The sequence below is a fragment of the Dyella solisilvae genome, from assembly GCF_003351225.1.
Classification (GTDB): domain Bacteria; phylum Pseudomonadota; class Gammaproteobacteria; order Xanthomonadales; family Rhodanobacteraceae; genus Dyella; species Dyella solisilvae.
Map to the genome: position 1 here is coordinate 22,759 of NZ_QQSY01000004.1, position 24,376 is coordinate 47,134.

General features: G+C 61.1%; 21 protein-coding genes. 14 read left to right on the forward strand and 7 right to left on the reverse strand.

What is annotated here, in order from left to right:
- Positions 1-128 precede the first annotated feature (128 nt).
- Positions 129-1,877, forward strand: a complete 1,749-nt coding sequence (locus DVT68_RS14800) for a sensor histidine kinase (protein ID WP_114825883.1) — start codon at positions 129-131, stop codon at positions 1,875-1,877.
- Positions 1,874-3,241: a sigma-54-dependent transcriptional regulator gene (locus DVT68_RS14805; RefSeq protein WP_114825884.1), complete on the forward strand. Its 1,368-nt coding sequence runs from the start codon at positions 1,874-1,876 to the stop codon at positions 3,239-3,241. Before DVT68_RS14800 ends, DVT68_RS14805 begins: the two co-directional genes overlap by 4 nt.
- Positions 3,242-3,287: 46 nt before the next feature.
- Here the strand turns inward: DVT68_RS14805 and DVT68_RS14810 are convergent, their stop codons facing one another.
- On the reverse strand, positions 3,288-3,659 hold the full coding sequence (locus DVT68_RS14810) for a hypothetical protein (RefSeq protein ID WP_114825885.1): 372 nt from the start codon (positions 3,657-3,659) through the stop codon (positions 3,288-3,290).
- A 579-nt stretch (positions 3,660-4,238) separates the two neighbouring features.
- On the reverse strand, positions 4,239-4,859 hold the full coding sequence (locus DVT68_RS14815; RefSeq protein ID WP_114825886.1) for a phosphatase PAP2 family protein: 621 nt from the start codon (positions 4,857-4,859) through the stop codon (positions 4,239-4,241).
- A gap of 1,453 nt (positions 4,860-6,312) precedes the next feature.
- On the opposite strand from DVT68_RS14815, the gene DVT68_RS20570 reads away from it, so the two are divergent.
- From DVT68_RS20570 to DVT68_RS14865, 10 genes are all read left to right on the forward strand, one after another.
- Entirely contained in the window at positions 6,313-6,579 is a 267-nt protein-coding gene (locus DVT68_RS20570; RefSeq protein WP_199536080.1) for a hypothetical protein, read from the forward strand.
- Positions 6,580-7,231: 652 nt separating this feature from the next.
- Positions 7,232-8,335, forward strand: coding sequence for a site-specific integrase (locus DVT68_RS14825; protein ID WP_147281744.1), 1,104 nt, complete (start codon positions 7,232-7,234; stop codon positions 8,333-8,335).
- Positions 8,317-10,113, forward strand: coding sequence for a hypothetical protein (locus DVT68_RS14830; RefSeq protein ID WP_147281745.1), 1,797 nt, complete (start codon positions 8,317-8,319; stop codon positions 10,111-10,113). Before DVT68_RS14825 ends, DVT68_RS14830 begins: the two co-directional genes overlap by 19 nt.
- Positions 10,114-10,454: 341 nt before the next feature.
- Positions 10,455-11,873 (forward strand): site-specific integrase, encoded by a 1,419-nt coding sequence (locus DVT68_RS14835; RefSeq protein ID WP_158543511.1) that lies wholly within the window; start codon positions 10,455-10,457, stop codon positions 11,871-11,873.
- The gene (locus DVT68_RS14840; RefSeq protein ID WP_114825890.1) at positions 11,863-12,453 is read left to right on the forward strand and encodes a hypothetical protein; all 591 of its coding nucleotides are present in this window, start codon (positions 11,863-11,865) and stop codon (positions 12,451-12,453) included. The genes DVT68_RS14835 and DVT68_RS14840 overlap by 11 nt, the downstream gene beginning before the upstream one ends.
- Before the next feature lie 153 nt (positions 12,454-12,606).
- Positions 12,607-13,176 (forward strand): single-stranded DNA-binding protein, encoded by a 570-nt coding sequence (gene ssb / locus DVT68_RS14845; RefSeq protein WP_114825891.1) that lies wholly within the window; start codon positions 12,607-12,609, stop codon positions 13,174-13,176.
- A gap of 290 nt (positions 13,177-13,466) precedes the next feature.
- Positions 13,467-13,886, forward strand: a complete 420-nt coding sequence (locus tag DVT68_RS14850) for a type II 3-dehydroquinate dehydratase (RefSeq protein ID WP_158543512.1) — start codon at positions 13,467-13,469, stop codon at positions 13,884-13,886.
- Between the two features lie 102 nt (positions 13,887-13,988).
- Entirely contained in the window at positions 13,989-14,228 is a 240-nt protein-coding gene (locus tag DVT68_RS14855; RefSeq protein WP_114825893.1) for a hypothetical protein, read from the forward strand.
- Between the two features lie 80 nt (positions 14,229-14,308).
- Complete coding sequence (locus DVT68_RS14860; RefSeq protein ID WP_158543513.1) at positions 14,309-15,793, forward strand: DUF4118 domain-containing protein; 1,485 nt, start codon at positions 14,309-14,311, stop codon at positions 15,791-15,793.
- On the forward strand, positions 15,790-16,560 hold the full coding sequence (locus tag DVT68_RS14865) for a response regulator (RefSeq protein WP_114825895.1): 771 nt from the start codon (positions 15,790-15,792) through the stop codon (positions 16,558-16,560). The genes DVT68_RS14860 and DVT68_RS14865 overlap by 4 nt, the downstream gene beginning before the upstream one ends.
- Here the strand turns inward: DVT68_RS14865 and DVT68_RS14870 are convergent.
- The 5 genes from DVT68_RS14870 to DVT68_RS14890 all read right to left on the reverse strand — a co-directional run bounded on the left by DVT68_RS14870 (position 16,525) and on the right by DVT68_RS14890 (position 22,544).
- Complete coding sequence (locus DVT68_RS14870) at positions 16,525-17,319, reverse strand: TorF family putative porin (protein WP_158543514.1); 795 nt, start codon at positions 17,317-17,319, stop codon at positions 16,525-16,527. The genes DVT68_RS14865 and DVT68_RS14870 overlap by 36 nt on opposite strands.
- A 153-nt stretch (positions 17,320-17,472) precedes the next feature.
- Positions 17,473-19,188, reverse strand: a complete 1,716-nt coding sequence (locus tag DVT68_RS14875; protein WP_114825897.1) for a hypothetical protein — start codon at positions 19,186-19,188, stop codon at positions 17,473-17,475.
- An 11-nt stretch (positions 19,189-19,199) separates the two neighbouring features.
- The gene (locus tag DVT68_RS14880) at positions 19,200-19,541 is read right to left on the reverse strand and encodes a hypothetical protein (protein ID WP_114825898.1); all 342 of its coding nucleotides are present in this window, start codon (positions 19,539-19,541) and stop codon (positions 19,200-19,202) included.
- 121 nt (positions 19,542-19,662) lie between these two features.
- The gene (locus DVT68_RS14885) at positions 19,663-21,861 is read right to left on the reverse strand and encodes a toll/interleukin-1 receptor domain-containing protein (RefSeq protein ID WP_114825899.1); all 2,199 of its coding nucleotides are present in this window, start codon (positions 21,859-21,861) and stop codon (positions 19,663-19,665) included.
- 209 nt (positions 21,862-22,070) lie between these two features.
- On the reverse strand, positions 22,071-22,544 hold the full coding sequence (locus DVT68_RS14890; RefSeq protein ID WP_147281747.1) for a hypothetical protein: 474 nt from the start codon (positions 22,542-22,544) through the stop codon (positions 22,071-22,073).
- On the opposite strand from DVT68_RS14890, the gene DVT68_RS20805 reads away from it, so the two are divergent.
- Both DVT68_RS20805 and DVT68_RS14895 read left to right on the forward strand, forming a co-directional pair.
- Positions 22,543-22,677, forward strand: coding sequence for a hypothetical protein (locus DVT68_RS20805; protein WP_267897420.1), 135 nt, complete (start codon positions 22,543-22,545; stop codon positions 22,675-22,677). The genes DVT68_RS14890 and DVT68_RS20805 overlap by 2 nt on opposite strands.
- Positions 22,678-23,312: 635 nt before the next feature.
- The gene (locus DVT68_RS14895) at positions 23,313-24,353 is read left to right on the forward strand and encodes an HAD family hydrolase (RefSeq protein ID WP_233523498.1); all 1,041 of its coding nucleotides are present in this window, start codon (positions 23,313-23,315) and stop codon (positions 24,351-24,353) included.
- The last annotated feature ends 23 nt before the right edge of the window (positions 24,354-24,376 follow it).

Below are 24,376 nucleotides of genomic sequence, written 5' to 3' on the forward strand. Positions count from 1 at the left end.
TTCATCGTTCGATGCCGGCGTCGATTCTGCGACACTGGGCGGGGCGCCGCAAAGCCGGGACGCCCAAGTGACCATCTGGCTTTTCCACCTAACATTGCCGCAGCCCGCCCTTGACCACACGATCGGCCTTGTTTCGCCTGCTGTTCTGGACCCTGCTCGGGACCGTCTTCGTGGTCGGCACCGTCTCGTTCTTTCAGTTCCGCAATGCGTTGCGTGCGGAAATCGCCGGCAACCTCCGTTTCGGGGCCAGCACCGTGATGCAGCGCATCGACACCCTGCTCTTCTCGCACGTGGAGAACATGCGCGTCTGGAGCCGATTGGAGGTGATGCAGGACATCCGCGTCAACGACGTCGATAAGCGCCTCTCACATTTTCTATCGGATCTCCACGCTGGCCAGGGAACAGCCTACGCCGCGTTGCTTGGCGCCAATGTCCAAGGTCGAGTGGTGGCAGCCAGCCAGCCCTTACTTATCGGTGGGCAGGCCCCTGTGGGTGATGCCTGGCGAGCAATCCCAGGCGCACGCCTCGGCGACGTCTCAATGGCCGAAACCCGGTCGACCGAGGGTTGGGGAGTCACGTTGAGGGCGCCCGTACCGAATGCATTTGGTACGGGTGAGATCGGTCACTTGTATGCCGTGCTGGATTGGCATGCCGTCGAGCAATTGCTCGACGAAGCCGTGGACCATGGTTCGCGCAACCTGCTCTTGGTGGATGAGCACGGAAATGTCATCGCTGCTTCGGCCGGCATCCGGGCCCGCGTTGGGGCGCGGAGCTTGAAGCTGGACTGGCGGCTGCCCAGACAGGGTGTTGTTTCCTACGTGCGCGACGGTGCGGCGCTTGGCTACGGCACGCTGCTGGTTGGCGCAGCAACCTCGGCCGGCTATCAGCAGTTTCAGGGACTCGGTTGGCATATCGTCATGATGGAGCCGACCGCCGTCTCGTTTGGACCGATCTGGCGCCTTCTCTGGTCCATGTTGGCCGCACTACTCCTGACCTTGTCAGCCAGCCTATGGATTTCCTCGCGATTGGCCAATCGCATCGCTCTCCCCATCGTGGCCCTCACCGACTTCACGCGCCGCTTTCGCCAGCGCGAGTCGGCTTTGCCACCGCCACCCACCACCCATATATATGAAGTGCAGGAGTTGCATCGGGCTTACGTGGAGATGATCGAGGCTTTGGCTCGCTCGCGTGAACAAGTCGTCCGAGCCGGCAAGCTCGCCGTCGTTGGCGAGATGGCGGCCATCATGGCGCACGAAGTGCGGACACCCATGGGAATCCTGCGTAGTTCAGCCCAGCTCCTGCAGCGCCAACCCCATCTGGGTGAGCGCGAACAGGAGCTTATCGGGTTCATTTTCAGCGAGACGGAGCGCCTTAATCGCCTGGTGACCCTCCTGCTGGAATGTGCCCGTCCGGCACCACCGGACTTTAGGCCGACCGATGTGCACGCCATCATCGACAGTGTGTTGGGGCTGCTGGCATCGCGTGCTGAAAAAGCTAGGGTGCCCCTGACACGCAGCTTTAGCGAAGCAGAGTTGATTCTCAATTGCGACCGCGAACAAATGATGCAAGTGCTTCTCAACCTCGTTCTGAACGCGTTGGCGTTCGTTGGAGAGCATGGTCGAGTCCAGATATCCACCAGCCAGGATACGTCCAATGTGTGGATCAACGTGGAGGATGATGGGCCGGGTATTCCCGAGCCCCTACGTCAGGCCATTTTTGATCCATTCTTCAGCCGTCGCGAAGGAGGAATTGGTCTTGGGCTGACCATCGTGCAACAGATCGTGCAGGTGCACGGTGGCGAAATTACGGTGGGCGAGAGCACCTGGGGTGGTGCATCCTTCACTCTTCACTTCAATTCAAATGGCCTCCGCAAATGAACGTCAAGCGCATACTCGTGGTGGACAACGAGGCGAAGATGCGCCGGATCCTCGAATTGTCGCTGCGGGCGCTTGGTCATTCAGTGGCAGAGGCCGTGGACGGTCTCGAAGCACTGGCCTCCATCGACGAGCAACCTGTGGACCTGGTGCTCACCGATTTGCGCATGCCTCGCATGGATGGCATCGCGCTGCTTGGCGCGTTGCGTGAGAGAGGCGACGACGTGCCGGTCATCGTGATGACGGCGTACGCCACCATCGAGACGGCAGTGGCGGCCATGAAGCTTGGCGCCGTCGACTACATCATCCGACCATTTGAGATGGAGACGATCGAAGTCGCGGTGACGCGCGCACTCGCAATGCAGGCCGTGCAGCGAGAGAATCGCTTCCTTCATGAGGAGATCTCGCGTGGCTGGGGTGAATTTATCGGCGCCAGCCCCGCCATGAGGACCCTTTATGAGCTGATCTCACAGGTAGCTCCCACCCGTAGCAACATTTTCATTGTTGGTGAAACCGGTACTGGCAAGGAATTGGTAGCTCGGGCCGTCCATGCCGCATCCGGCCGATCGGGGTTGTTTGTGCCGATCAATTGCGCGGCCATTCCCCCAGAGTTGCTGGAAAGCGAGCTCTTCGGTCACGTAAAAGGAGCGTTCACCGGGGCGCTGCGCGATCGCGTGGGCAAATGCGAGCTGGCCAGCGGCGGCACCATCTTCCTCGATGAAATCACCGAAATGCCGGTGAATCTTCAAGCCAAGCTGCTAAGGGTGCTTCAGGAAGGCTCCATCGAACGCCTCGGGGCAAACTCCAGCATTCCGGTGGATTTGCGAGTCGTCGCGGCGACCAATCGTGACCCGCTCCAGGCCGTGGAGGCCGGCCAGCTGAGGCGTGACCTGTACTTTCGCCTCAACGTGGTGCGCATCGACGTACCAAGGCTGCGTGATCGCCAAGGTGATCTACCAACGCTGGCAGACCACTTTCTCAAAAAGTACTCACTTGAGATCGGTCGGCCCCCGCCGCGCCTTCATCCATCGGTGCTTGAGCGGCTCGAGGTATACCCGTGGCCTGGCAATGTGCGCGAACTAGAGAATTTGATGGAGCGCGCCGTCGTTCTGTCCCGCGACAGTGAAGTAACGCTCTCGCATCTGCCGTCGGAACTCTCGCAACGTCCCTCTGCTCCCCCACCTGCCATCGCGGAGTCACCTGCTGCGGACGGGGCATTATGCTTGAAGGATCGCGTCGAAGCTCTCGAGCGGAGCCTAATTCAAGGCGCCCTCGCGCGCAGCGACAACAACAAGGCTGCGGCCGCTCGACTGCTCGGTGTGAGCGAACGTACGCTCTGGTACAAGCTAAAGAGCTACGGGATGTAGCTCGACTTCATGCTGGTTGGGGTTGGCCGAGAAGGCGTCGGCCAATCTAGGGCAACACCCACGCCGCGCGCATGAGGTTGTTGACCGACTTTTCAGCGGTGCAGCGTATCGCGTGCGCCAGGTAAATGGTCGTTGCCGGCTTAAGATCATGGGTCATGACAAGCGCCGCCAGGCTGGCGAGCGTTTCCAGGTCAATGATGCATTCCCGCGCACACTTGAATTGCGCGGGCAGCAAGCGTGGCCCAAACACTTCGACTGCCTCCTGAAGTGCGATTGCAGCCTCGGTTGCCGAGTGCGTCATGCTGGATGCTGTCGCTCTTGACAGGAGGCCATCCTCAGTTGCGGCACCCGACTGCTCCCACAGCGCCTTGGACGTGCAAATCGCCTGGGCAATGGCGTTGTCCGCATCGACCTTCATTGCGCCCCTCCTTCCTGACTTGGAAGAGTAATCGACAGGCCATGGCAAATCGTCACAAGACATAGATACGAGCAGCACTTGCGTATCGCTGCCGACGGTTTTGACCGATGTGAGTATGCGACTGAAATTATTTCGGTGAAATGAGAAAGGTGTGAGTTGAGCTGGTCCACCACTCAAAGTGGCGCCTGAGCCTCACGTCGACCAGCGATCAGGCCATACGATTCGTGCAGACAATTCTTGCGCACTGCAAGTTTTACGGGCTCTTCTGTCCCGCTGTTTCTAGGCTAAATCAACGGGCTTGTGGCTTGGCACGGATATCGCTTAGCTGTCGCTTTGGAGGTCCATGCCGGTCAGAGCTAGTTGGCGATGCTACTTGGACTATCGCCGAAGCAACGCGGCTCGGGAGGAGGGGAACAAAGCGCGCGGCATTTGAAAGCGTGGCGATGCCTAGTTATGGCCGTCGCCAGTGAAGGGCGCGAGTCCCAAGATGCCTACCTGGCTGGGCAGGCGAACGTCACGGGGTCGACGTCTCCCGGCTTATCGGCGCTTAAGTTGGCGGCATTGCTGGATGGGCGGCAGTTAGTCGAAGTGATGCACCCAGCCGACCTTGAAGCCGCCGGGCAGCAGGGAAATGATCCACGGCGAATCACGGCGGGTTGCCCAGATGCCGATGCCGGCGCCGATCGCAGCACCGAACACCACGTCGCTCTGCCAATGGCCATGAGTCTTTACGCGGGCTACCGCATCATAGGCGGGCAGCAGCGTCAGCAGGTACACCGATGGATGGTCGCTGCCGTAAGTGGCGATGAATGGCGTAACCGCCGCAGTGACAGCGGCGACCTCACCACTGGGAAAGCTCTGGGCATGCCAACCTTGAAACCACTTGTTCGGATTGTCGGTCTGCGAGGGGCGCTCGCGCTGGAAGGTCCACTTGAGGACCTGCGTGCCGGCGGCCGTGACGACCATCGAGTCAACCGATCGCCAGAACGTGTTGCCGAGCTGGTCGTTGTCGCCCAGCCAGAGCGCGCCGCCGGCTACCGTAACGATGGTGCCGTAGATCAGGATTTCCTGGTTGCTCCGCTTCCAGATTCCGCTGTCGTCATAGGCCACCAGGTGATCCATGCCGAGGATGCCGCTGCCGGCCCAGGTGGGCCCACTGGCAAGCGCGAGAGCCAATGCCACCGTCAGTCGAGTACGCATAGCGCCGCCCTCCCGAGTGCGAGTCGACCCGATCCAGACGATGGGACGCTACGCCGACCTGCTTTCTGTGTCCTTACAGGGATGGCGTCGGGCGCTTTGCCGTTGAACTTCTCCGCACGAGGACACGCACATGACCCTAAATCATCCTTTCGGCGCGTAGTCCCTGCGGTTGGGTTTCATGATTGCCGCAAGGGGACGCTGCGCACGGCTGAGTAGAAGAGCCGCACCCTCTACCGCTAGACACCTACCCAGGCATTTAACCCGGCGCAAATATCCAGTGCGAAGCGTTGTAGATGTTAGTTTCAGTGTGCGACTCATTTTGGACTCGCTCGATACCCGCCGCCACAACACGTAATTGCACCACGGAGTTGCCATCGTCCATGTCGAACAAGCGAATTTTTGGGCTTACGGTTGCCCTCGTGTTGTCGTCTTGTGCGTCAATGAACCCCTATACGGAGGCAAGCAAACAGATGCTTCAGCACCATGAGGCCACTTTTTGCTGGGCTCCAGAAAGTGCAAAAAAAGGGGTTGAATCTTGCGACAACGATGCGGCATCTCCGGCATTCAATGAATGCTTAGAGGAGCTTCGACCTACTGGGCACTGGTGGTATCCCGGCGTAAAAACCGCCGACGCCGATCTCGCGACTTGCATGGAGGAAGAGGGGTGGCAACGCCTGCCTATTTCACGTGCAGTTTATAGATGAAGTCGCTAGACGAAGTTAATCAACACTATGCACATAGTAGCTAAAGACGACGACCGTCCACACACCTGACATTGCAAACGAGGAAGGACGACGGATGTCGAACTCTGGACAGAACATTTCCGGAGGCCGGCGCGAATATTCGCTCTTTGCTGTTGCTGGCGATTAGCTATGCCCTGCATAGCCTCATGCACGTCTCAGTCGCCACCCACGACGGGGTTTCCCACTACGACTTTCGGCCTTGCCCGTGAGTGAGCGGGCGGGAAGACGTGCCCGATTGTTGATGACCTGGACAGTAAGCCATGCAGCTCCATCAAGCTTGGCGGGCACGACTGGAATTACAAGACCGGCAAACCCGCCTTATTTGCACCTGGGCAACACGTCATCGAATGCAGTTCGAAACTTGCAGTCAGCAAGCCTGTCGGCCACATCTACAGGATCAGATACAACCATCGATAACCATACCTCATGGTCCGCTTCCTACTCGGAGCGGCCATAAGGGTGTGGTGCCGATCGAGTTCTGAGCTGTCGCGATGCGTGACATTGGCCCGTGGTCTACTGCCCCCCATGAATTAGAGGGGTTGGCCATGAGGCTAATTCTAAGTAGCGTCTGTCAAGACATCGTACGACTCCACAGGCACCCCAGGGCGTGCGAATGCGGTAAGTGCTGGGGCTACTATCTCGAAGACGGTCTCAGGGCAGTCATTGGTGGTCCAGCGATCCCGCTTGGGTTTAGGAATGACGAGTTTGTAATGGCGCTGAGATCCCGCCCAATCGAGGGAATGGGTTCCCGTTTTGCCGCATTTGTAATCCCGCACATATGCGATACGGTCACGGTCGAAACCAAGCGCATTCGCACGAGCGCGACCGATCCACTGCGCATTGCGACGATTGATGCGCCAAATGGCGGCGCCATTGGCATCACGTTTGCGCCGGGGAAGCGGCAGCCGACCACGCCCGAGCCGCGACCGTGCGTGGCCATGGATCGCGCATCGGGATCGGTCAGCGAGAGCTGTTGATCCGGCGCTTGCCGCGTGCGCTCGCCTAATCCTTCGAGCTGCTGCATCTGCTCACGTACCGTGGCGAGCTTCTGCGTGAGGTGCGCCACGCGCGCTTCCGGTACAGAGACCGCCCGGCCAGCACGCAGCTCGCAGGGGATCTAGGTTGAAAATTATCGGGGACGTCTTGGGGACCTAATCCGGCTCGGGCTCCAAGGGTCGCTATCGACCCAGAGCGGACATGCGACATGCATCACGGGCATACGCGGTATGCAGTGAGTATGCAGTGAGTATGCAGTGAGTATGCAGCTAGTATGCAGCGAGTATGCAGCGAGTATGCAGCGCGGACATACGCGGTATGCGGCGCGCGCATGCGTCGTATGCCTGCCGTGCACTCCGAAATGTCACTTGACGCAAAGCATTTGCGGGGCATATTAAGCGCATTCGCCTTTCTGAAGGGTCTAATGCGCTCGATGCATTGGGAGCAGAGGCGGCCCAATTCTTTCGATTAGCACTTGGCAGTGCCGGCCATGGTGGCGCCGTCTTTCGAACCACCTCGTGCAGCTGATTCAAAGCATCATTGTCGCGTGCGCAACTCACGGTGCTGATCGACGCGCGATGGACCTCTCAGTGCTCTGTGTGTGATCAAAAAATGTTCGCAGAAGCGGGGACGATGATGAAGACTCGTTTTCTCTCGATGGTCGAGATTGGTGGCCGAATTTGCGAGCGATTCCCGTTGATCGTGTCTGACAATGGAGAGGCGGTTATCGATGTTATGCGCTACATGTTGTGCCTGTTCAATGAGGGCAATTCCTATCGATCTCTGGAGACGTACTCTGGACACTTGCGCGACTTCTTTGCGCAGTTGGCGGTCGATGGGCTTACACCTTCTTTGATGACGGTGGACTATTTGAATGGCTATAAGGAAGCCATCGGGAAGAGAGCCTCAACCCAATACGCAGCGCAGGTCCTGAGGACAGTGTTGAGCTTCCTGTTATGGATGGAAGAACAAAAGCTGTTCAGAGGGATAATTGGGGAAGACTGCCGGTGTGCCATAACAATAAAGCGGGCCCCGGGTGGGGCTATCCAGCATGCCCTGACCAAGGGGTCCGCATCTCCAAAGTCCAACCATTTCCCTTCCGACAAGGCCATCAGCGTCGTGAAGGCCAGAGGCCCGCGCGACTGCGATCTGGCGGACCGATACAAGCTTATGGTGGATTGGTGTCAAGTGAAGGGCTTGCGAGCTAAGGAAGTCTGTGGATTGTTACTGACAGAGGTGCCCGACCTCGTAACCATTGAGCGTGCCATCAGTGATGGGCGTGCGCTTGAAATTACTTTGACGGTAACCAAGGGCAGTAAACCACGCATTATCGAGGTCCATCCGTTGCTTCTTGCGCGCACGAGAACCTGGATCAGCACCGCAAGGCGGTTAATCGTGCGAAGAGCAGGAGAAAGGGCCCGCGTGGCTGGATGGGTCTATCGGGAGCCGTCCCAGGTGTTCCTGTCCCACACTGGCGCAGCAGCACTGTCTCCCCGGGCTTTTTCGAATTCGGTTCGCGCTGCATTTCTATCTGCAGTGGCGGATGGAGAACTCTCACTAGCAGATCGCACGTGGGCGCATGGTCTGCGCAAGGCGATGATCAATCGGGAGGTCAGAGCAAGAGGGCAGAAGGGAGCAAATCAACGAGAACATGCGTTGCGCCATGAGACCGGCCATGGGTCCCTCGCTAGCCTCGGGCGTTACGTGGTGACTGAGCAATGGCCCGACGACGAGTAGAGCGATGCCCCGTAACTCCCATTGGGGAGTCGGCGCCGACGAAGACGGTCGTCGGACATGCTCCGCTGCGTCCTTGGTTGGGGCATTCCCATATCGATCTGACCTTCCTGCAGGACTTCCCCGAGGCTTCTGCCATCGTGAAATGCTTGCTTGACCTGCACGGTGGCAAGCGCTCGGCTCACGCACTTGCAAGCAGGGTCCAGCGGTACCTCAGGTTCGTAGTCACAAAAGGCCTGGATCTGAGTGCCCAAAGCCTGACGGCATACCGCGATTCGCTGGATTCCGCCACAGATCTCGGAGGGCGGTCCAGGCAAGGCTACTACTCAATTGCTGCCAGCTTTGTCCGAGAACTTGGCGAACGAGGGATCGGTAAAGTCGAAAAGCTACCATTGGGCTTCCGTGACATCGCACATTCGCCGTACCCCACATTTACCGAGCTCGCCTCCAACTGGGATCACCTCAAGAAGAATCCTGAGTACGAAGCTCGCCTCGAATTACACAAGGCGCGGAATCTCGACAAGCTGAGCCGTGATGTCCTCGTAATCAGTGAATTGTGGATGGAAACGCTGGAGGATGCCGCCTGGGAGAGTGTGTGCATGCAGATAGATGATTGGTCATTGGCGGAATCCGTAGTGGAGCGATCGCGACACGTGACCTATGCGGATTTGTGGGATCAGCAACCCTCAATCGAGGCGGCACTCGGACTTCTTTACCAAACTTTCGGCAGATTCATTCCAACGAGTCCCCAGTGGCCACCACGAATCGTCGACTATTGCAAGGGACGAGGATGGCCGCCTACCCGACTCAAGGGCGCTTTCTTTCCGACGATAAAGTCCCTCAGTGCCTTTCTGGTTCTTGCGTTGGCTAACGGGATTTTGGCTCCCAATGTGGACTCCGTCGCGCGATACGCGTTTGTAGGTTGCGTGAGTCAATCGTCCGACAAGGACCAGGTGTTGGTCCGCTTGGGCAAATTTCGTGGCCATCCAATTGAACGACTCATCAACCCAAAGTCACGCGTGGTCGTTGCGCTGAAGGCCCTTGAGGCCACTGTCGTGAAAGCGTTGGATGACCTTGACAGGGTTCCTCCCAAGCTGAAGGAGGATGGAGGCGTTCCACTATTTCTACACTATTTTCCCGGGCGCGGTGGAAGTGAAGTACGCGTTGTCCCAAGGGACCACCCACCAGATATGGTGAGGAGATTCATCGCATCCTCGTCGACAAAGTATCCGGTACTTCAGCCCTTGGTGTCGGGGCCGACGGGCGTCAATTTCCGCTGCACTCACTTGCTTTGTCAACGCCTTCGCGGAGGTTCCATTTTTGATATTCAAAGTGGCGCTAATCACCGAAACGTCTCGACGACGGTGGGCTACCTGGAACGCGTAGAGGTCGCGGCGACGGCCAGGATGGTGCAATTTTCCTTTCAGGCCTATCTGGTATCCGAGGCAAGGGCGGCGCGACTTCGCAGGCTGGGCAATGGGTTTCACTGTGATCCCTCTCAGGCGCCACGCGAGAATTGCCTGCGCATGGACCTTTGCAGCGGATGCAAAGGGCGAAAAATCGTCTTCATCGCGTCGAGAATTGTGGCTGAGTGGTTGGCATGGAAAAGCCACATTGAGTTGCACGAAGACTATCTCAGGCAGCATCGGCCCGAGCGGTGGTCCAAGGTCTGGTCCATAAGGTTGGTGGAGTATCGAGTGCTGCTCGCAGAGGTTCCGAAGCGAGTTCTCCGAGAGGCGGAGAAATTCGTCGGCTCAGTTGGTCTCTTGCCACTGGAGTGAACGTGGGCACGTTGCGTCAAAGCCAGCAGTTGGTCACGCCAAAGGATCCAGCGCAGGGAACGTTGCTTCCATCTTGGCTTAGGGCGGAATCAACGCCGGAGTGCTGGCTCTTTCGGCCACTGGAAGGCGCCTATCCCCCGAGTCACTATACCGTCCGCTGGGTGCAATTGTCGGACACACCTGACATCGCGGGACGGATGGGCTACTGGACGGAGCTAGCGCAAAGAGCGGTGATAGCACGCGCTCAGTCGACCGATCAGCGAGCACTTCGTGTGACGTCGCTGGTCAACTTGGCCCGATCAATGCGGTCGTTCACCGACTGGCTTGGACGAGAGCGATGCGTGTATAGCCTTAGCACGCTGACGAAGAGCGACGTGCGCGCGTATGAGGACTACATCGAGGCACTTGAAGTGACAGTCAGCGCTGCGGAAAGCCGGCTTTCAGCCATTTCGCTCCTGTGGGATTTACGCACGGAGCTAGGTGAGGCGATGAACTTTCGACCCTACGGTTCGCGAGGATCACTCAGAAAATGCGCTCGGCGCATCGGGCGTGCAGATGGCCATACGCCAACGCTGAAACCCGAGTTCTTCTTCAAGCTACTTGACCACTCATTGGGTCTGGTTGCTGGTGGAGAGCGATGGGCGGAATTGGCGGATGCCTATCTGCAATGCAGATACTCCCAGACTGCGGCCAAACGCTTTTCGCGTCAGTTTGGAGTCGCTCCGAGGCAGCTCATCGCCCACTGCAGGATCCTGTACGGCGCTTGCGTGGTCGTCATGTTTTCCCTGCTTGGGCATCGCATTCATGAGCTGACACTTCTTTCGATTGCCAACGTAAGAGAGATGGAGGTCACCGACTCAAAATCGATCCGTGGACGTGTGACAAAGAGCTCGAACGGTTCGGGAGGCACAAAGACAGCCTCATCGGCACCGGCCGAGTTGAAAGCTGCGCTGAGGTTGGCTGCGCGTTTGGCAGGCGTGAGCTTCGACGAAGAGGGAAGCTTCTTCAGACCAATTCTTCTTGACCGAAACTTACAAGTGAAGCATCGGAAGTCCTTGGACGCTCACAAGGTCTACCGACTTATGGATCAAGTGGCGAGGTCCGATGGTATTCCCATTCGAACTCGTCCGCACATGTTCAGACGTGCGTACAGCATGATCTTTGTCTGGCGCTACGAGTTCGGAGACCTTGCCTATCTGCGCGAATTCCTTCACCACAACGACTTGCGCCATACCGTCACCTATACGCAGGGTGATGATGTTAGGGAGTTCCTATCAGAGGCGGAGCGAGATCTCTCAATGTCGATTATGGAGCGCGCGCTTCATGGTGGGGAGGTATTTGTGGGAGGGTTCGGTGTGGTGCTTAATCGAGTCGCGCGTCGGTTGCAATCTATGACAGTCGCGCTGCGGCCCGACCAGGTTTCGGAGTGGATTAATGCGCAGCACGAGCAGGGCAAGTTGACGATTCGTCCGGCCCCGCACGGTTATTGCGTGATTGTCGGCGATAGAGGCAAGCGTGCCGCCTGCTCCACGGATGGAAAGACCCCGAATTACGCGAATCGGGTCGATGCGCACTGTGTCCGATGCTTGAACTTCCTAACTCGCGAAAGCAGACGTTCCTACTGGGAGGAAAGCAAAGAGGCGCATTGGTCGGTATTCAAGACCGCAAAGGTGAAGGCTCTGAAGCAAGCCGCCAAGGCCGGATTTGAAATAGCGAAGCGGATGCTTAGGGCTTTATCCAGAGCGACTCATGGCAAGTAATCGACACATCTCCATCGTCAACTCCGAGCGCTTTGAGTTTGCGATCTCGCAGGCGCTAAAGGTAATGCTGGCCGCTCGAGCACCCTTCAAAGTCATAGATGTGATAAAGGCTGCACGCTACGAAGATGGATCAACAGTAGGCGAAACAACTCTGTATGCCAAAAACTCGGACGGCGCATTCGTGCATGGAAAATTGCTTTCAAAGATCAAGGCAGCGAGCCTGAGCTCGCGCTCGAAACGTATTCCACGCGGTGCGCGACGCAAAACACCGGTCTCCGGTGCGGCCCGCGAGTTATCTGGGGACGGCCCTCTCCAGCGGCAGCTCGTCGAGCAGGAGGTCGAGCTTCTCGGATTGCGTGCTGCTCTGGATCAATTAGGGTTGGTGGTGCTGCGTCGCCAGATGGACCTCTATACGATACTGACGGCGATGAATCTCCTTACTAGAGGATCCGTGCTGGACATCCAGCGATGGTTGCGAGAATTGGAGGCCGAGCTACCGTCCACAGTTGATATAGGCGAACTGAGGAGCACGGCCGCTGCGCTCGATGTGCAGTGCCGGGGGGTGATTCGCAAGGTGTGAGACAGTGATTCAGTCTCATGAGTCCCGCGACTGCCTGAGCGAGTCCGCTGGTATGATAAAAATTGCCCAAGTCATTACCCATAGTCGCTATCGATAGTGCTTTGCTGGCATAAGATGGCTAATTAGTTGAATATAAAGAGGAAATAGACCTATATGTCCAGCAGGGGCGTGAACAAAGTCATCATCGTCGGCAATCTCGGAGCGGATCCGGAAACCCGCTACACCGGCAACGGCACGGCCATCACCAGCATCCGTATCGCCACCTCCGAGAACTGGACCGACAAGCAGAGCGGCGAGAAGCAGGAGCGCACCGAGTGGCATCGCGTGAAGCTGTTCGGCCGCCTCGCTGAAATCGCCGGCGAATACCTGAAGAAGGGTCGCCAGGTCTACATCGAAGGCTCGCTGCGCACCGACAAGTACACCGACAAGGACGGCGTCGAGCGCTTCAGCACCGACATCATCGCCAATGAAATGCAGATGCTCGGCGGCGGCTCCGAAGGCGGCGCCGGTGGCGGCGGCGGTGGCAACTTCCAGCGCTCGCAGGGCGGCGGCCAGCAGCGCCAGGGTGGCGGTGGCGGCTACAGCGGCGGCCAGTCCCGCGGTGGCGGCGACAACTACGGTGGCGGCTCGCGCGGCGGCGACAACTACGGCAACCAGCAGCAGCGCCAGTCGGCGCCGCCGGTGCAGAACAACAGCTTCGACGACGACGACATTCCGTTCTGAGGTCTGTTCGCAACACGCGAAGCGTTATCCATGAAAGAGCCCCCGGCGGAAAACCGGGGGCTTATTTGATTCTGGACCGGGACGGATGGCCATCGCAGAACCAAGACGCGGGTGGTGCGTGAGCTTTCAAGTTCAACGAAGACAGGAGTCGCGCGTGCTGACGTGCGGTCTCCGCGCTGATCGCGCAAAACTTGCGAAGAATTTACGCGCAGGCCTTCGCCGCATGTAGTGCCTTTATCCGCAGTGCGCGCAGCATGACGCATCGACCACTGTCGGCCACGGTTAGGCACATGACTATCCTGATCCTGCAGGGACCACATCCTGGCCAGCGGCCGCTTGGCGAGGATATCTCCAACGGACTTCGGCAACTGGCGCGCGCCGCCGGGCGCACGCTGTCGATATCGCGTTGCGCCGGATTGCGCGAGTTGGTCGGTTCGATCCGTTCGGCTTCGCGCGCGGATACCGAGTTCATGCTGATCGATCCGGGTGAGTTGGCCGAGCAGGCGCGGGAGCATCCCGAGGAAGGCCTGCAGGATGCACTGGCCCAGCTCGACTCTCCGTACATCGATGTTCACGCCGACAGCGCCACCACGCTGGAAACGACCGAGCCGCAACACGGCGCGCCGCTCGCGACCATCGTGATCAACGGCGACCTTGCCACGAGTTACCGCATCGCCCTGGCCATCGCCTTGCGCCGGCTGGCGGCCTGAATCCGTGCGCCGGCGTTGCCTGCGGTGCGCTTTACGATATCTATACGCGCCCCGCGTCGGCGCATACCGCATCTTTATGCGGGCTGGCCGCACAATGCCGACATGAAGCCGATCACCACGCCGAAGCAAGCTGGCTGGCGCTATGCAGCCGCCTGCGCAACGGTCATCACGGGCGCGTCGTTTGCCTATGCGCTCGCCCAACTCATGGGTGGTCGCGCGGCTGAGGCCGGTCCGTGGCGATTCCTGTCCGTGGCTTCGCTGTATGCCTGCGTGCTGCTCGCGCGCCGTTGGTGGATTGCGACGGCGCGGCGCGCCCGTTCGCGGCAAGCGGCCCCCCGTTGACGTCCATGCGTGTCGCCTCTGCACCCTGGTCGCCCGGTTCCCCGGCGTCTGCCCCGTCCATCGCTCGTCGCGTGGCCGCGATGGCGTCGACGCATGGCCTGCTGCCGGCGTTGCTGGCCTGCGCGGTGGCGACGCTGGCGGCGGGCGTGCTGCTGCGCGTGTTCGACCTGTCCAACGTCGTGATCCTGTTCCTGTTCACCGTCGTGCTGGTGGCGCTGCGCTGGGGCAAGCTGGCGGGCGCGGTGGCGGCGCTGTTCGGCGTGGTCAGCTTCGACTTTTTCTTCGTGCCGCCGGTGTATTCGTTCCATCTGTCGGACACGCAATACCTGTTCACCTTCGCGTTGACGCTGGTGGTGGCGTTGGTGATCGGGCAACTCGCGGCGAGACTGCGCGAGGAGACCGCTTCGGCGATCGCCGGCGAACATCGCGCCACGGCATTGGCCAACGTGGCCGGCCTGCTCTCGGCGGCGGTCAGCACCGAGGAAATTGTCGACGAGTGCAACAACACCATTGCGCCGATGTTCGGCTCCCGCGGCTGGTTGCTGTTGCCGGATGCGCAAGGGCGGATCAACACGCAAGAGCCCATGCTCGATGGCGCAGTGGCGCAGTGGGTTTATGCGCGGGGGCGGGAAGCGGGCTGCGATCGTTCGGGCGAAGGTTCGCCGGTGAGATACACCCCGGTGGTGTCTCCGCTGGGAACGCGCGGCGTGCTGGCGCTGCAGGGCGTGGCGCCGTCGCCTTCCGCTGCGGGCGAGCAGCAGCGGTTGTTCGAGGCGTGCTGTGCGCTGATCGGACAGGCGCTGGAACGCATCCATTTCGCTGATCTTGCACGGGAGGCCGAAGTGCGCATCGAAGGCGAGCGGCTGCGCCATGCACTGCTGGCCGCGGTATCGCACGACCTGAAGACGCCGCTTACCGCCATCCGCGGCATGGCCGAGACGCTGGAGTCAGCGACCGGGTTGCCGCAGGCGGAGCGCGTGAGTGCGGTGCGCGCCATCCGCGACCAAAGCGATGCGCTGCACCGGCTGGTGGTGAACCTGCTGGACCTGGCGCGCATGCAGGAGCATGGCATCCATTTGAACCGGGAATGGCATGCGATCGGCGAAGTGGTCGAGGTGGCGCTGGCAGGGGCCGCCATGGCGCTGGGCGCCCGGCAAATCCATATCCATCTGGATGCCGACCTGCCACTGGTGGAACTCGATGCCTGCCTGTTCGAGCGCGTGCTGGCGAATCTGCTCGACAACGCCGCCAAGTACACGCAGGCGCGCGCCAATCTGTGGATCGGCGCACACGTCGGCGGCAACGGACTGCTGCTGCAGGTCGAAGACGATGGGCCGGGGCTGCCGTCCGATGTGCTGCCGGAAACGTTGTTTGCCCCTTTCGCGCGCGGCGTGCGTGAATCGGCCATCAGCGGCGTGGGTCTCGGTCTCACCTTGTGCCGCAGCATCGTGGAGGCGCACGGCGGCGCCTTGCACGCCTATCCGCGCCAACCGGTCGGCGCCCGCTTCGAGATACGTCTTCCGCTGCGCCAGCCGCCGTCGATCGAGCCGGAGCAAAACTTGTGACGCGTCAGCGCATTCTGTTGGTGGAGGATGAGGGCGATATCCGCCACTTCATCCGCGTCGCCCTCGAACGCGAGGGCATGACCGTATTCGAGGCGGCCAATGCGTGGGAGGCGCGCATCGCCGCGGCGAGCCGGCAACCGCAGCTGGTGATCATGGACCTGGGCTTGCCCGACGGCGACGGCAAGGACGTGATCCGCGACCTGCGCGGCTGGTCCAGCGCGCCGGTGCTCGTGCTTTCGGCGCGAGAACACGAGCAGGAGAAAGTGGCGGCGCTGGAGGCGGGCGCTGACGACTACCTTGCCAAGCCCTTCGGTGTGCCGGAATTGTTGGCGCGCGTTCGCGCGCACTTGCGGCGGGCGAATCTGATCGGCATGGGCGGCGCCACGCTTTCCATCGTGCGCTTTGGTGACGTGCAGGTCGACCTGGCCACCTACGAGGTTTCCCGCAACGGAGCCCCCGTGCACCTCACGCCGATCGAGTTCCGCCTGCTGGCCGCGTTGATCCGCGGGTACGGCAAGGTGATCACCTATCGGCAATTGCTGCTGGACGTGTGGGGCCCGGGTTATTCGGACCGGCCTCACTACGCGCGCGTCTACATGAACAATCTGCGGCAGAAGCTGGAAGAGGATCCGGCGCGGCCCCGTCATTTGGTCACCGAACTGCAGGTGGGGTACCGACTGGCCGGCATCTGTCGGGGCGAGGCGACCCTGTCGGCCGCCCCGCCCGTGCCGTCAGAACGTGGCCTTGAGACCCGCTATCAGGCGTGAGCCGTAGATGCTGCCCGAGGCATGCGTGTCGGTATCCCAATAGCGCAGGTCCAGCGACGTATGCGCATTGATCGCCCAGGTCACGCCGAGATTCCAGGTGTTGTAGGCAAACCGGGTGGTGCTGCCATCGGGGTGGCTCACGTCGTGCGCGATGGTCTGGCGGCCAAAGGCGGCTGAGGCTGTCCAGTCTGGATTGATCGCATAGGCCAGGTTCGCTTCGCCGTACCAGGCATGTCCGGCGTTGCCCGGAAAGCGTGGCGAATAGTAGGCCGACCCACCCAGGGTAAAGGCGCCCAGCGTTTTCGTGCCGCGCAGATAGGCTTCCTCGTACGACTCGCGCACCGCGCTTGGCTGGTTGAGGTAGCTGTAATGGATATAGCCAAGGTCCAGATTGATGGTGGCGATGGTGGGGCGCCAGCCGCCGTAAAGATCGATCTCCTGGCTGGTGCTGGTGTCGCCGGACGGTGAAAAATCCACGTTGGACGTCCACGTGCCCACATACCACTGGCTGCCATAGGCGACATCCAGGCCCGCAAAGCCGGAGGGGCGTTCATTGGTCTGGCTGATGCCGCGAAACGCGCAATCGGTCTGGGCGCCGAAGTTGAACGCTACCTGCCAGCCAGGGGATGGCGCGGCGGGCGGCAGGGGCGGCGCAACGAAGTCGTCCGACTGCGTCGGTCCTGCTGCGTCCTGTGCAAAGGCAAGGCTGGCCGGGCCGACAAGCAGGGCTGCCAGCGCGACGCAAAGCGTCTTTCTCATGGGGTTCATCCGCGTGGCGGTGCGCGAGTGGCTGACGGCGCACCTGGTGGAAACTGCCGCGAATGCTAGAAATAGCTGTCTAAAGACGGTGCTGAGTTTTCTGCGTGGATATCAAGGCCGCATCAAGGTGCACAGGCGCGGTGTCGCGTGGCGTCAGAACTTGCTGTGCTCCACATCGCGCTCGCGGTGCATCAGTGTCCATTCGGCGTGCTCGGTCAGCGCGGCTTCGCCAAGGGCGTGAAGGATCTCGCGCTGCTTGGTCGGGTCGTTGGTGCGATCGAGCGCGGATCGCGCACTGGCGAAAATGCGTTGCATGAAGCGGTACTGCCGGATCAGTTCCTTGTCGGCCTTGCGGTAGGCGTAAGCCTCGCGCACGGCGGCGACGATGGAGAGCACCGCCATCAGCAGCACCAGGCTGGCCTTGACCTCCGCCGGCAACTTGAGCGCGAAGGCGGCGAGGAAGACGCTGATGCTGATGCCGCCCCACAGGCTGATCAGGCCGATGGTTTCGGTAACGTGGTGCAAGCCCGTGCGCTCGAGGGTCTTGCGCTCGAAGTAATGCAGCTGGCCGCTCTTGCCGGACTCACCGACCCATTCATCGACCACGCTCGCCACCGCCTCGGGAGTGTGGTTGGTCGTCTCGTGGGAGGGCACGATGCCCGCCGCGCGCATCACGTGGCGGATCCAGCCAAGTTCGATGTTCTGCTTCTGGAGAAAGCCGTCCAGTGAGAACTCGTGCTCACCGCTCGCCGAAATGCCGGCGCGTCGCCAATACGACTGCACGCGCAGACCTTCGGCCAGAGCGCGGTAGTCCAGGTACTTGCGGTGCCACCCGCGATGCCTGGCCAGCAGCGCGACGATGCCGCCCAGGGCGAACAGTGACAGGAACATGTAGATCAGGAAATTCTGTTCGGACAGATGCGCATAGGCGGTAAAGGCAATGCCCATCAGCGCGGCGACAACATACGTCGTGCGCAGCGCCAACAGGACGCGCCGCTGGAAGTGCATGGCGAGCCAGTCGGAAGCCTGGAACATGCGGCCGATCACGCTGTTGGCATCAGCAGATGGGTCGGACTCCGGAGAAGACTCGGCGGCAATAGCTTCCGCATATTTGTCAACGTCGCCGTTGAATTCCGCCATATGGCCGAACATCACCCGAAATTCCGGAGGTGGCGCGCTGTCGTTGGTGGTGATGTCGCCCGAGCGCCACAACGTCTGCAGAGGCGCCAGGCCTGGGGCGACGTCGCCGTGCTCGTCCTCGCGCGAGCAGACGATGTGATACAGCAGGCGCTCGTCGCCGCTGCCGAGCACGTGGCGCGCTTCGCGGTGGCGCTCGGTGAGGCCGGGCAGGGCGCCGTTCAAGTGATAGTTGACCACCTGCGCCGTACCACCGAAGCGTCCGGTGTCCTTGCCGTTCCAGATCGCCAGCAGGATGTGGCAATGGCTGGCGATGAAGACGCCGGCCTTGGCATATTGGCGATCGCGTTCCGGCCCTGGCTCTTGGATCGCCTCCCGCGATACGCCGCGCAGGCGGGGTAGGCGCACCACCTCGGCACGCTCACAGAGCGCCTCGAAGTTGGCCCTGGCGACGGGGTTGGTGAAGTCGTCGAGGTAAAGATCCTTGGGCAGCGGCAAGGGCGCCACCAGGGTCGCGCCACAGTCCAGCGCCTCCTCAGCCACCAGTTGGTCACCGCCCTCGGCGAGGGCCGACAGCACCAGCAAGGGGAGGCCGGGGTACTCGGTGGCCATGCGTTGCAGAAAAGCCCGCACACGGACTCGAATCGGTTCGATCTCGTGTGCGGGAATGTTGCGGTGACTGGTCACGCCGATGACCAGAGGGGCGGCGATGGTCTGGAAGCGTTTCACCATGTCTGTGCGAGTCAGTTGTTCTTGATGGACGGGTTGCCCGCGCCGCCACCGATGCCTACGGCGTTTGAGCTGTAAGTCTGGCCACCCGACGTGACGGATATGATGTACAGGTAGGTAGCGGACGAGCCGTTGCTATCAGTGACGGTGATCTCGCCATCCGTCACGACTGGCGTGCCGAACGGATTGGGCGGCGTGTAATTTCCCGCCGGGATCGTCAGCCCGCTGAATGCGAAGCTCTGGTTGTCACCCGGTACCCACGTGATGGTCTCGTTGCCGTGGTTGACGTTATGAATTTCCGGGTTGACGGTCACTGGTGGAGTTTGCGTGGTATCGAGATAAACCTTGATGGTCATCGTCGTACTCCTTAGCGGAAGAAAAGAGGGTGATCGTCGATGCGCGCTTCTCCTTGCCCTGCCCGGTGCAGCCCTCCCAGGCCAATCCACATCCCGGGTGAATTCGCAGAGTGGTCGTGACTCAATTCATTCGAGTGGCCAACTCCTGGGTGAATGCGGCATTGACCGGATAGTCGATATGCGCGTGCCGCAGCACCTCGACCAGCGCCAGGTCACGGTAACCGGTGTTCCATAGTTTGCGGATGATGGGCTTTGCCTCGTCAGTACGGTCCAGGGCCAGTAGCGCCTGCACCTCCAGGGCGAGCAGGCGTGGGTCTTCTCGTCCACTGGTGACGGACTGGATGCGCTGCAATGCTTCTTCCGCGATGCGCTGCGCGTCCTGGCGATCCTCGGTCACCGAGGCAAGTACCCGCTTGGCGTTCGCTTCGGCCAACAGGGTCGCGCGATCGTGGGGTTGCTGGGCAAGCAGCGCGGCCAGCATCGCCTCGGCTTCACGAACCTGTCGCTGTGCAAGATCGGCCTGGCCCTTGCCGCGCGACTGCTCGGCCCGCTCGGTCTGTGCCTCGGCGAACTCGCGACGCCAGCCGCTGTTGTCCGGATCCTGCCTGGTCAGGGCGGTAAACATCTCCAGGGACTGGTCGAGCAAGCGGGTGGCACGCTCGCTGTCGCCCGCAAGCCGTCTGAGTCGCGCGAGTTGCGATGAATAAAGCGCGAAGTCCGCCCTGGCGTCCGCCCCCTGGCTATCGATCTTCATCAGTTGCACCGCGAGGTCGATGGCCTCCTGCAGTTGCCGGGAACCCGTCTCGACGTCACCCGTCAACGCCAGCGTGCGTCCAAGGATGGCGCGCGACGTCACGACGTTCTCCTTCTGGGAGTTGTCGCGGGGATTTTGCTCGGAAAGGCGGGTTTCGATGGCGTTGTCCGCCGCGTATTCGGTGATCGCCGTGGCGAGGTCGCCGCGCATCAGGGCGAGCTTGCCGAGGTTGTTATGCGCGCCGCCGAGTTGCACACCCCATTCGGAGTGGTTCGGATCGACCTTGACCAGTGCTTCGCATAGTTTCAGCACGTTGCGATAAGGGTCTTCGGCGAGATCGAGATGTCCCTGCGCCTCGAGCACATGACCGATATTGTTGTCGACCATCGCCAACTCGAACTGCAGCGTGTGGTCGTTCGCTGCATGTTGCCCGGCATCGGTGAGCACTAGCCTCGCCGACTCGAAGCTTGTCTTGGCGGCATCGAGGTCACCCTGGCGCCAGTGGGTCATGCCGATATAGGCGAGCAGCCGGGCGTACGCCAGTTGCCATGCCGTGTTGCCTGGGTTGCGTGCGGTGAGTTTGGCGTCGATGACGGATGCTGCCTGGAAGGCATCGAGCGCGGCCGGCAGGTGGCCCTGGTCCAGCCTTACGGCGCCGATCCTCTCCAAAGCCTTGGCGCGTTGCGCCAGGGCTTCGTCGTTCACGTCGTCCACCGGCAGCGAACGAAAGTAACGCATCGCCTGGTCATCAACGGACTCCATGATGTCCAGGCGCGACACCTCTTGCAGCTTGTCATTGAGATCGCCCAGCATGAAGTTGATCAGGTTCTCCGCCTGCTTCTGCCGCCGTTCGGCCGTCTTTGTGGCCACCACCGCGGCATTGCGGGCCACCACGGCGGCGATCGCCAGGATGCTGGTGGCGGCCATCACGATCAGGGAAAGCATGGCGACGGCGGTGAGCCGCCGCATGCGACGCTGCAGCTCGCGGCGCTTCAACGAGTCGTATCCCAGATCGAGCAGGCCGGCGATCAGCTTCAGCTTCGCGTTGGCCTTGCCGTCCTTGCCCGGGCGCGCGTCGGCGGCGATGGGTTCGGTCGGAACCGTGCCCAAGGCGCCGTCGGCATCGAGTTCAAAACGCAGCGCCGGCGCGAAGCACTCCTCGGCCTCTCGGCCGGCGAGCGTGCTCGCATTCGGCTCGCCGTCGACGATGAGGCAGAAGATTCGTTCGCCGCGCCCCAGTCGCTTGAAGGCAAGCACTTCCTCGTTGACCCAACGGGAAGCGGCCGACCGGGGCGAGCAGATCACGATGAGGTTGGCCGAAACCAGCAAGGCCTCGTTGACCTTGCGTCCAAGATCGGTCGCGCTGGCCAGCTCCTCGCGGTCGCGGAACACCGGCGCGAGGCGTCTCGGCACGGGACCCACGTCAGTTGCCTGGCCAACCAGTCGCCGTGGTACGCGGTAGGTTTCGAGCGCCTTGTGCAGCCAGTCAGCCCAGGTCTTGTCCTGATGGCTGTAGCTGATGAACGCGCGATACCGGAACTCCGGCAATACGGGACCCTGCGCCATGACAAGTCGCACTCCTGTACCAGCCAGTGCAATCCCTTGCCACGTCGTCCTTATTCATGGGCGGCAGTTCCGCTCTGCCAGCGCGCTCTGCGTCGCTGACTCCCCTTGCCGCCAAGCCTAGCACGCGATTCCGGGGAGGGGCTCTATGCCCTTTTGCCGGCTCGCGTGAGCGACGAAGGCGCCTCAGCGGCCTTCATGGCGCCTTCACGCTAGTTATTCTTGATTGAAGGGTTGCCCGTCATCATCGAAAGCAACTTGCCCCCGTCGACCGGCTCGGTACTTGCCGCTGGAACCGCGACCGTTGGATTGGTGGTGCCCTGGTATTGCGACAGGTAAAGAACGCCCTGGATGGTGGCGCTCAGGCGGTAGTACCAGACGCCGATGGTGTTGGGGTTTGCATTGTTGTTGGCCATCTTCATGACCCGCCTCGTGCCTTGGGCGTTGCCTGAAACGATGGGCCCACCAAAGATCCCCTCATTGGGTGTGCCGCCGATCCAGCTGAAGCCGGGGGCGAGGAGATCGTTCTGTGGATTGAATGACGCATCATTCAGGTCTTTGTCGAGCTCCCACATGACCGTGTGCTTTCCACGATCGAACTCGTTGGCTTTGTCGCCATCGTTGATCACCAGGTACTTCAGGCCGGCAGAGTTCGTGCCCAGGCTCACGATGATCGTTTTAGACATGACGAAACTCCTCTTCAGCGAGATGGATGGAGCGGATGCAGGTCATCTCTTGCTGTCGGGCGATGAGTCGTTCTTCGCGGCCATAACCATCGACGGCCGCGAGCGACCATGGCAGCGTGCCTGCCTGTCGTAAGGAAGATGCGAGGGCGCGGACGTACTGCGTGCTTGAGCCTTCGAGACGAGGCGCTGCATGCACACCGCGATGGCGAGTTGCGTGGTCATGAATGCCGCACTCCAGCGCAAGACCCAGCCATTCCTGGCTGCAAAGTCCTCGTAGCATCGGGCGGTGGTCACGTGTCGCCGGCAAGATCATGAGCGGCCGGCGTCCCCACGCCGCGCACCCTAGCACGCAGGGATTGGCATGACGCTAGGCCATATGGCGAGGTGGCGGCCGACATGTCCGGCACAGTGCTGCGCGCGGGCCATGTCGCCCAGGCACGCGCGCGACTCCACGCGCACGAAGCGAACACATGCGCGGTGATGGGTCGGCATGAGGGTCTTTGATGACGCGATAGGTGCTTCTCACGGCCTCTTCACAAAGGTCAACGGCGCGACACGGAAACGCGCCAAGTATGGGTTGCTACCGTAATTTTGCTTAGGCCTCCTAAGTAGAGCACCCGATTGTCACGCGCAGCGCGATGCACGACCTTTGCCTACGCTGCCTCTCTCTGGGTCGATGGCTCTGCCATGAGCCCAGGGGCGCGCGTCGCACTGTCGCCTTGATGGACGTCACGACCGCGCTGGCAAAGGAATCCAAGGAGCTGCTGCATGAGTGTCAAACGCCGGGTTGGATGCGTCCGTTTCCGTTTTGCGTCCTTGCAAGCGGCGCCTATGTGCATCCTGCTCGTGCTGCTGTGGTTGTGCAGTCAGGCCTGCCTCGCGGCGCAGGATCCATTGCCTTCATGGAACGATGGGCAGGTGAAGCAGCAGATCGTGACCTTCGTGACGAAGGCTACGACCGAAGCCGGGTCCGGCTACATCGCTCCGGATCGGCGCATCGCCGTGTTCGACAACGACGGTACGCTGTGGGCCGAGCAGCCCATCTATTTCCAGGTCTTCTTCGTGCTCGATCAGGTCAAGGCGCAGGCGCCCCAGCATCCGGAGTGGAAGACCACCGAGCCGTTCAAATCGGCGCTGGCCGGGGATCTCAAGGGACTGGCGGCATCGGGCGAACAAGGCGTGGCGCAGCTGATGGCCGCCACGCACGCGGGCATGACCACGGACGAGTTTGCCCGGCGGGTGAGTCTGTGGGCGTCCAGTGCGCGTCACCCCACGACGCATCGCATGTTCACCGAGATGGTCTATCAACCGATGCTGGAGCTGTTGCACTACCTGCGCGACAACGGCTTCAAGACCTACATCGTGACCGGCGGCGGCCAGGACTTCGTACGCGCGTGGGCGCAGGCCGTGTACGGCGTCCCACCCGAGCAAGTGATCGGCAGCGAGGGTGAGCTGAAGTTCGAGCTTCGCGATGGCCAGCCCGTGCTGATGAAGCAGGCCAAGGTCGCGCTGCTTGATGACGGGCCGGGCAAGCCCGTGGGCATCGAGCGATTCATCGGCCGCAAGCCGGTATTCGCCTTCGGCAACTCCGATGGTGACCAGCAGATGCTCGAGTGGACGGCTTCCGGAGACGGCGCGCACCTTGTTGGCCTTGTGCACCACACCGACGCCGCACGCGAATGGTCCTACGACCGCGACTCCCGAGTGGGGAAGCTGGACAAGGCATGGGATGAGGCCGCGGCCAAAGGATGGACCGTGGTCGACATGAAGCAGGACTGGAAGCAGATCTATCCGTCGGAGAAGCCATGACGTGAGGCGGGTGGCGGCGCTCC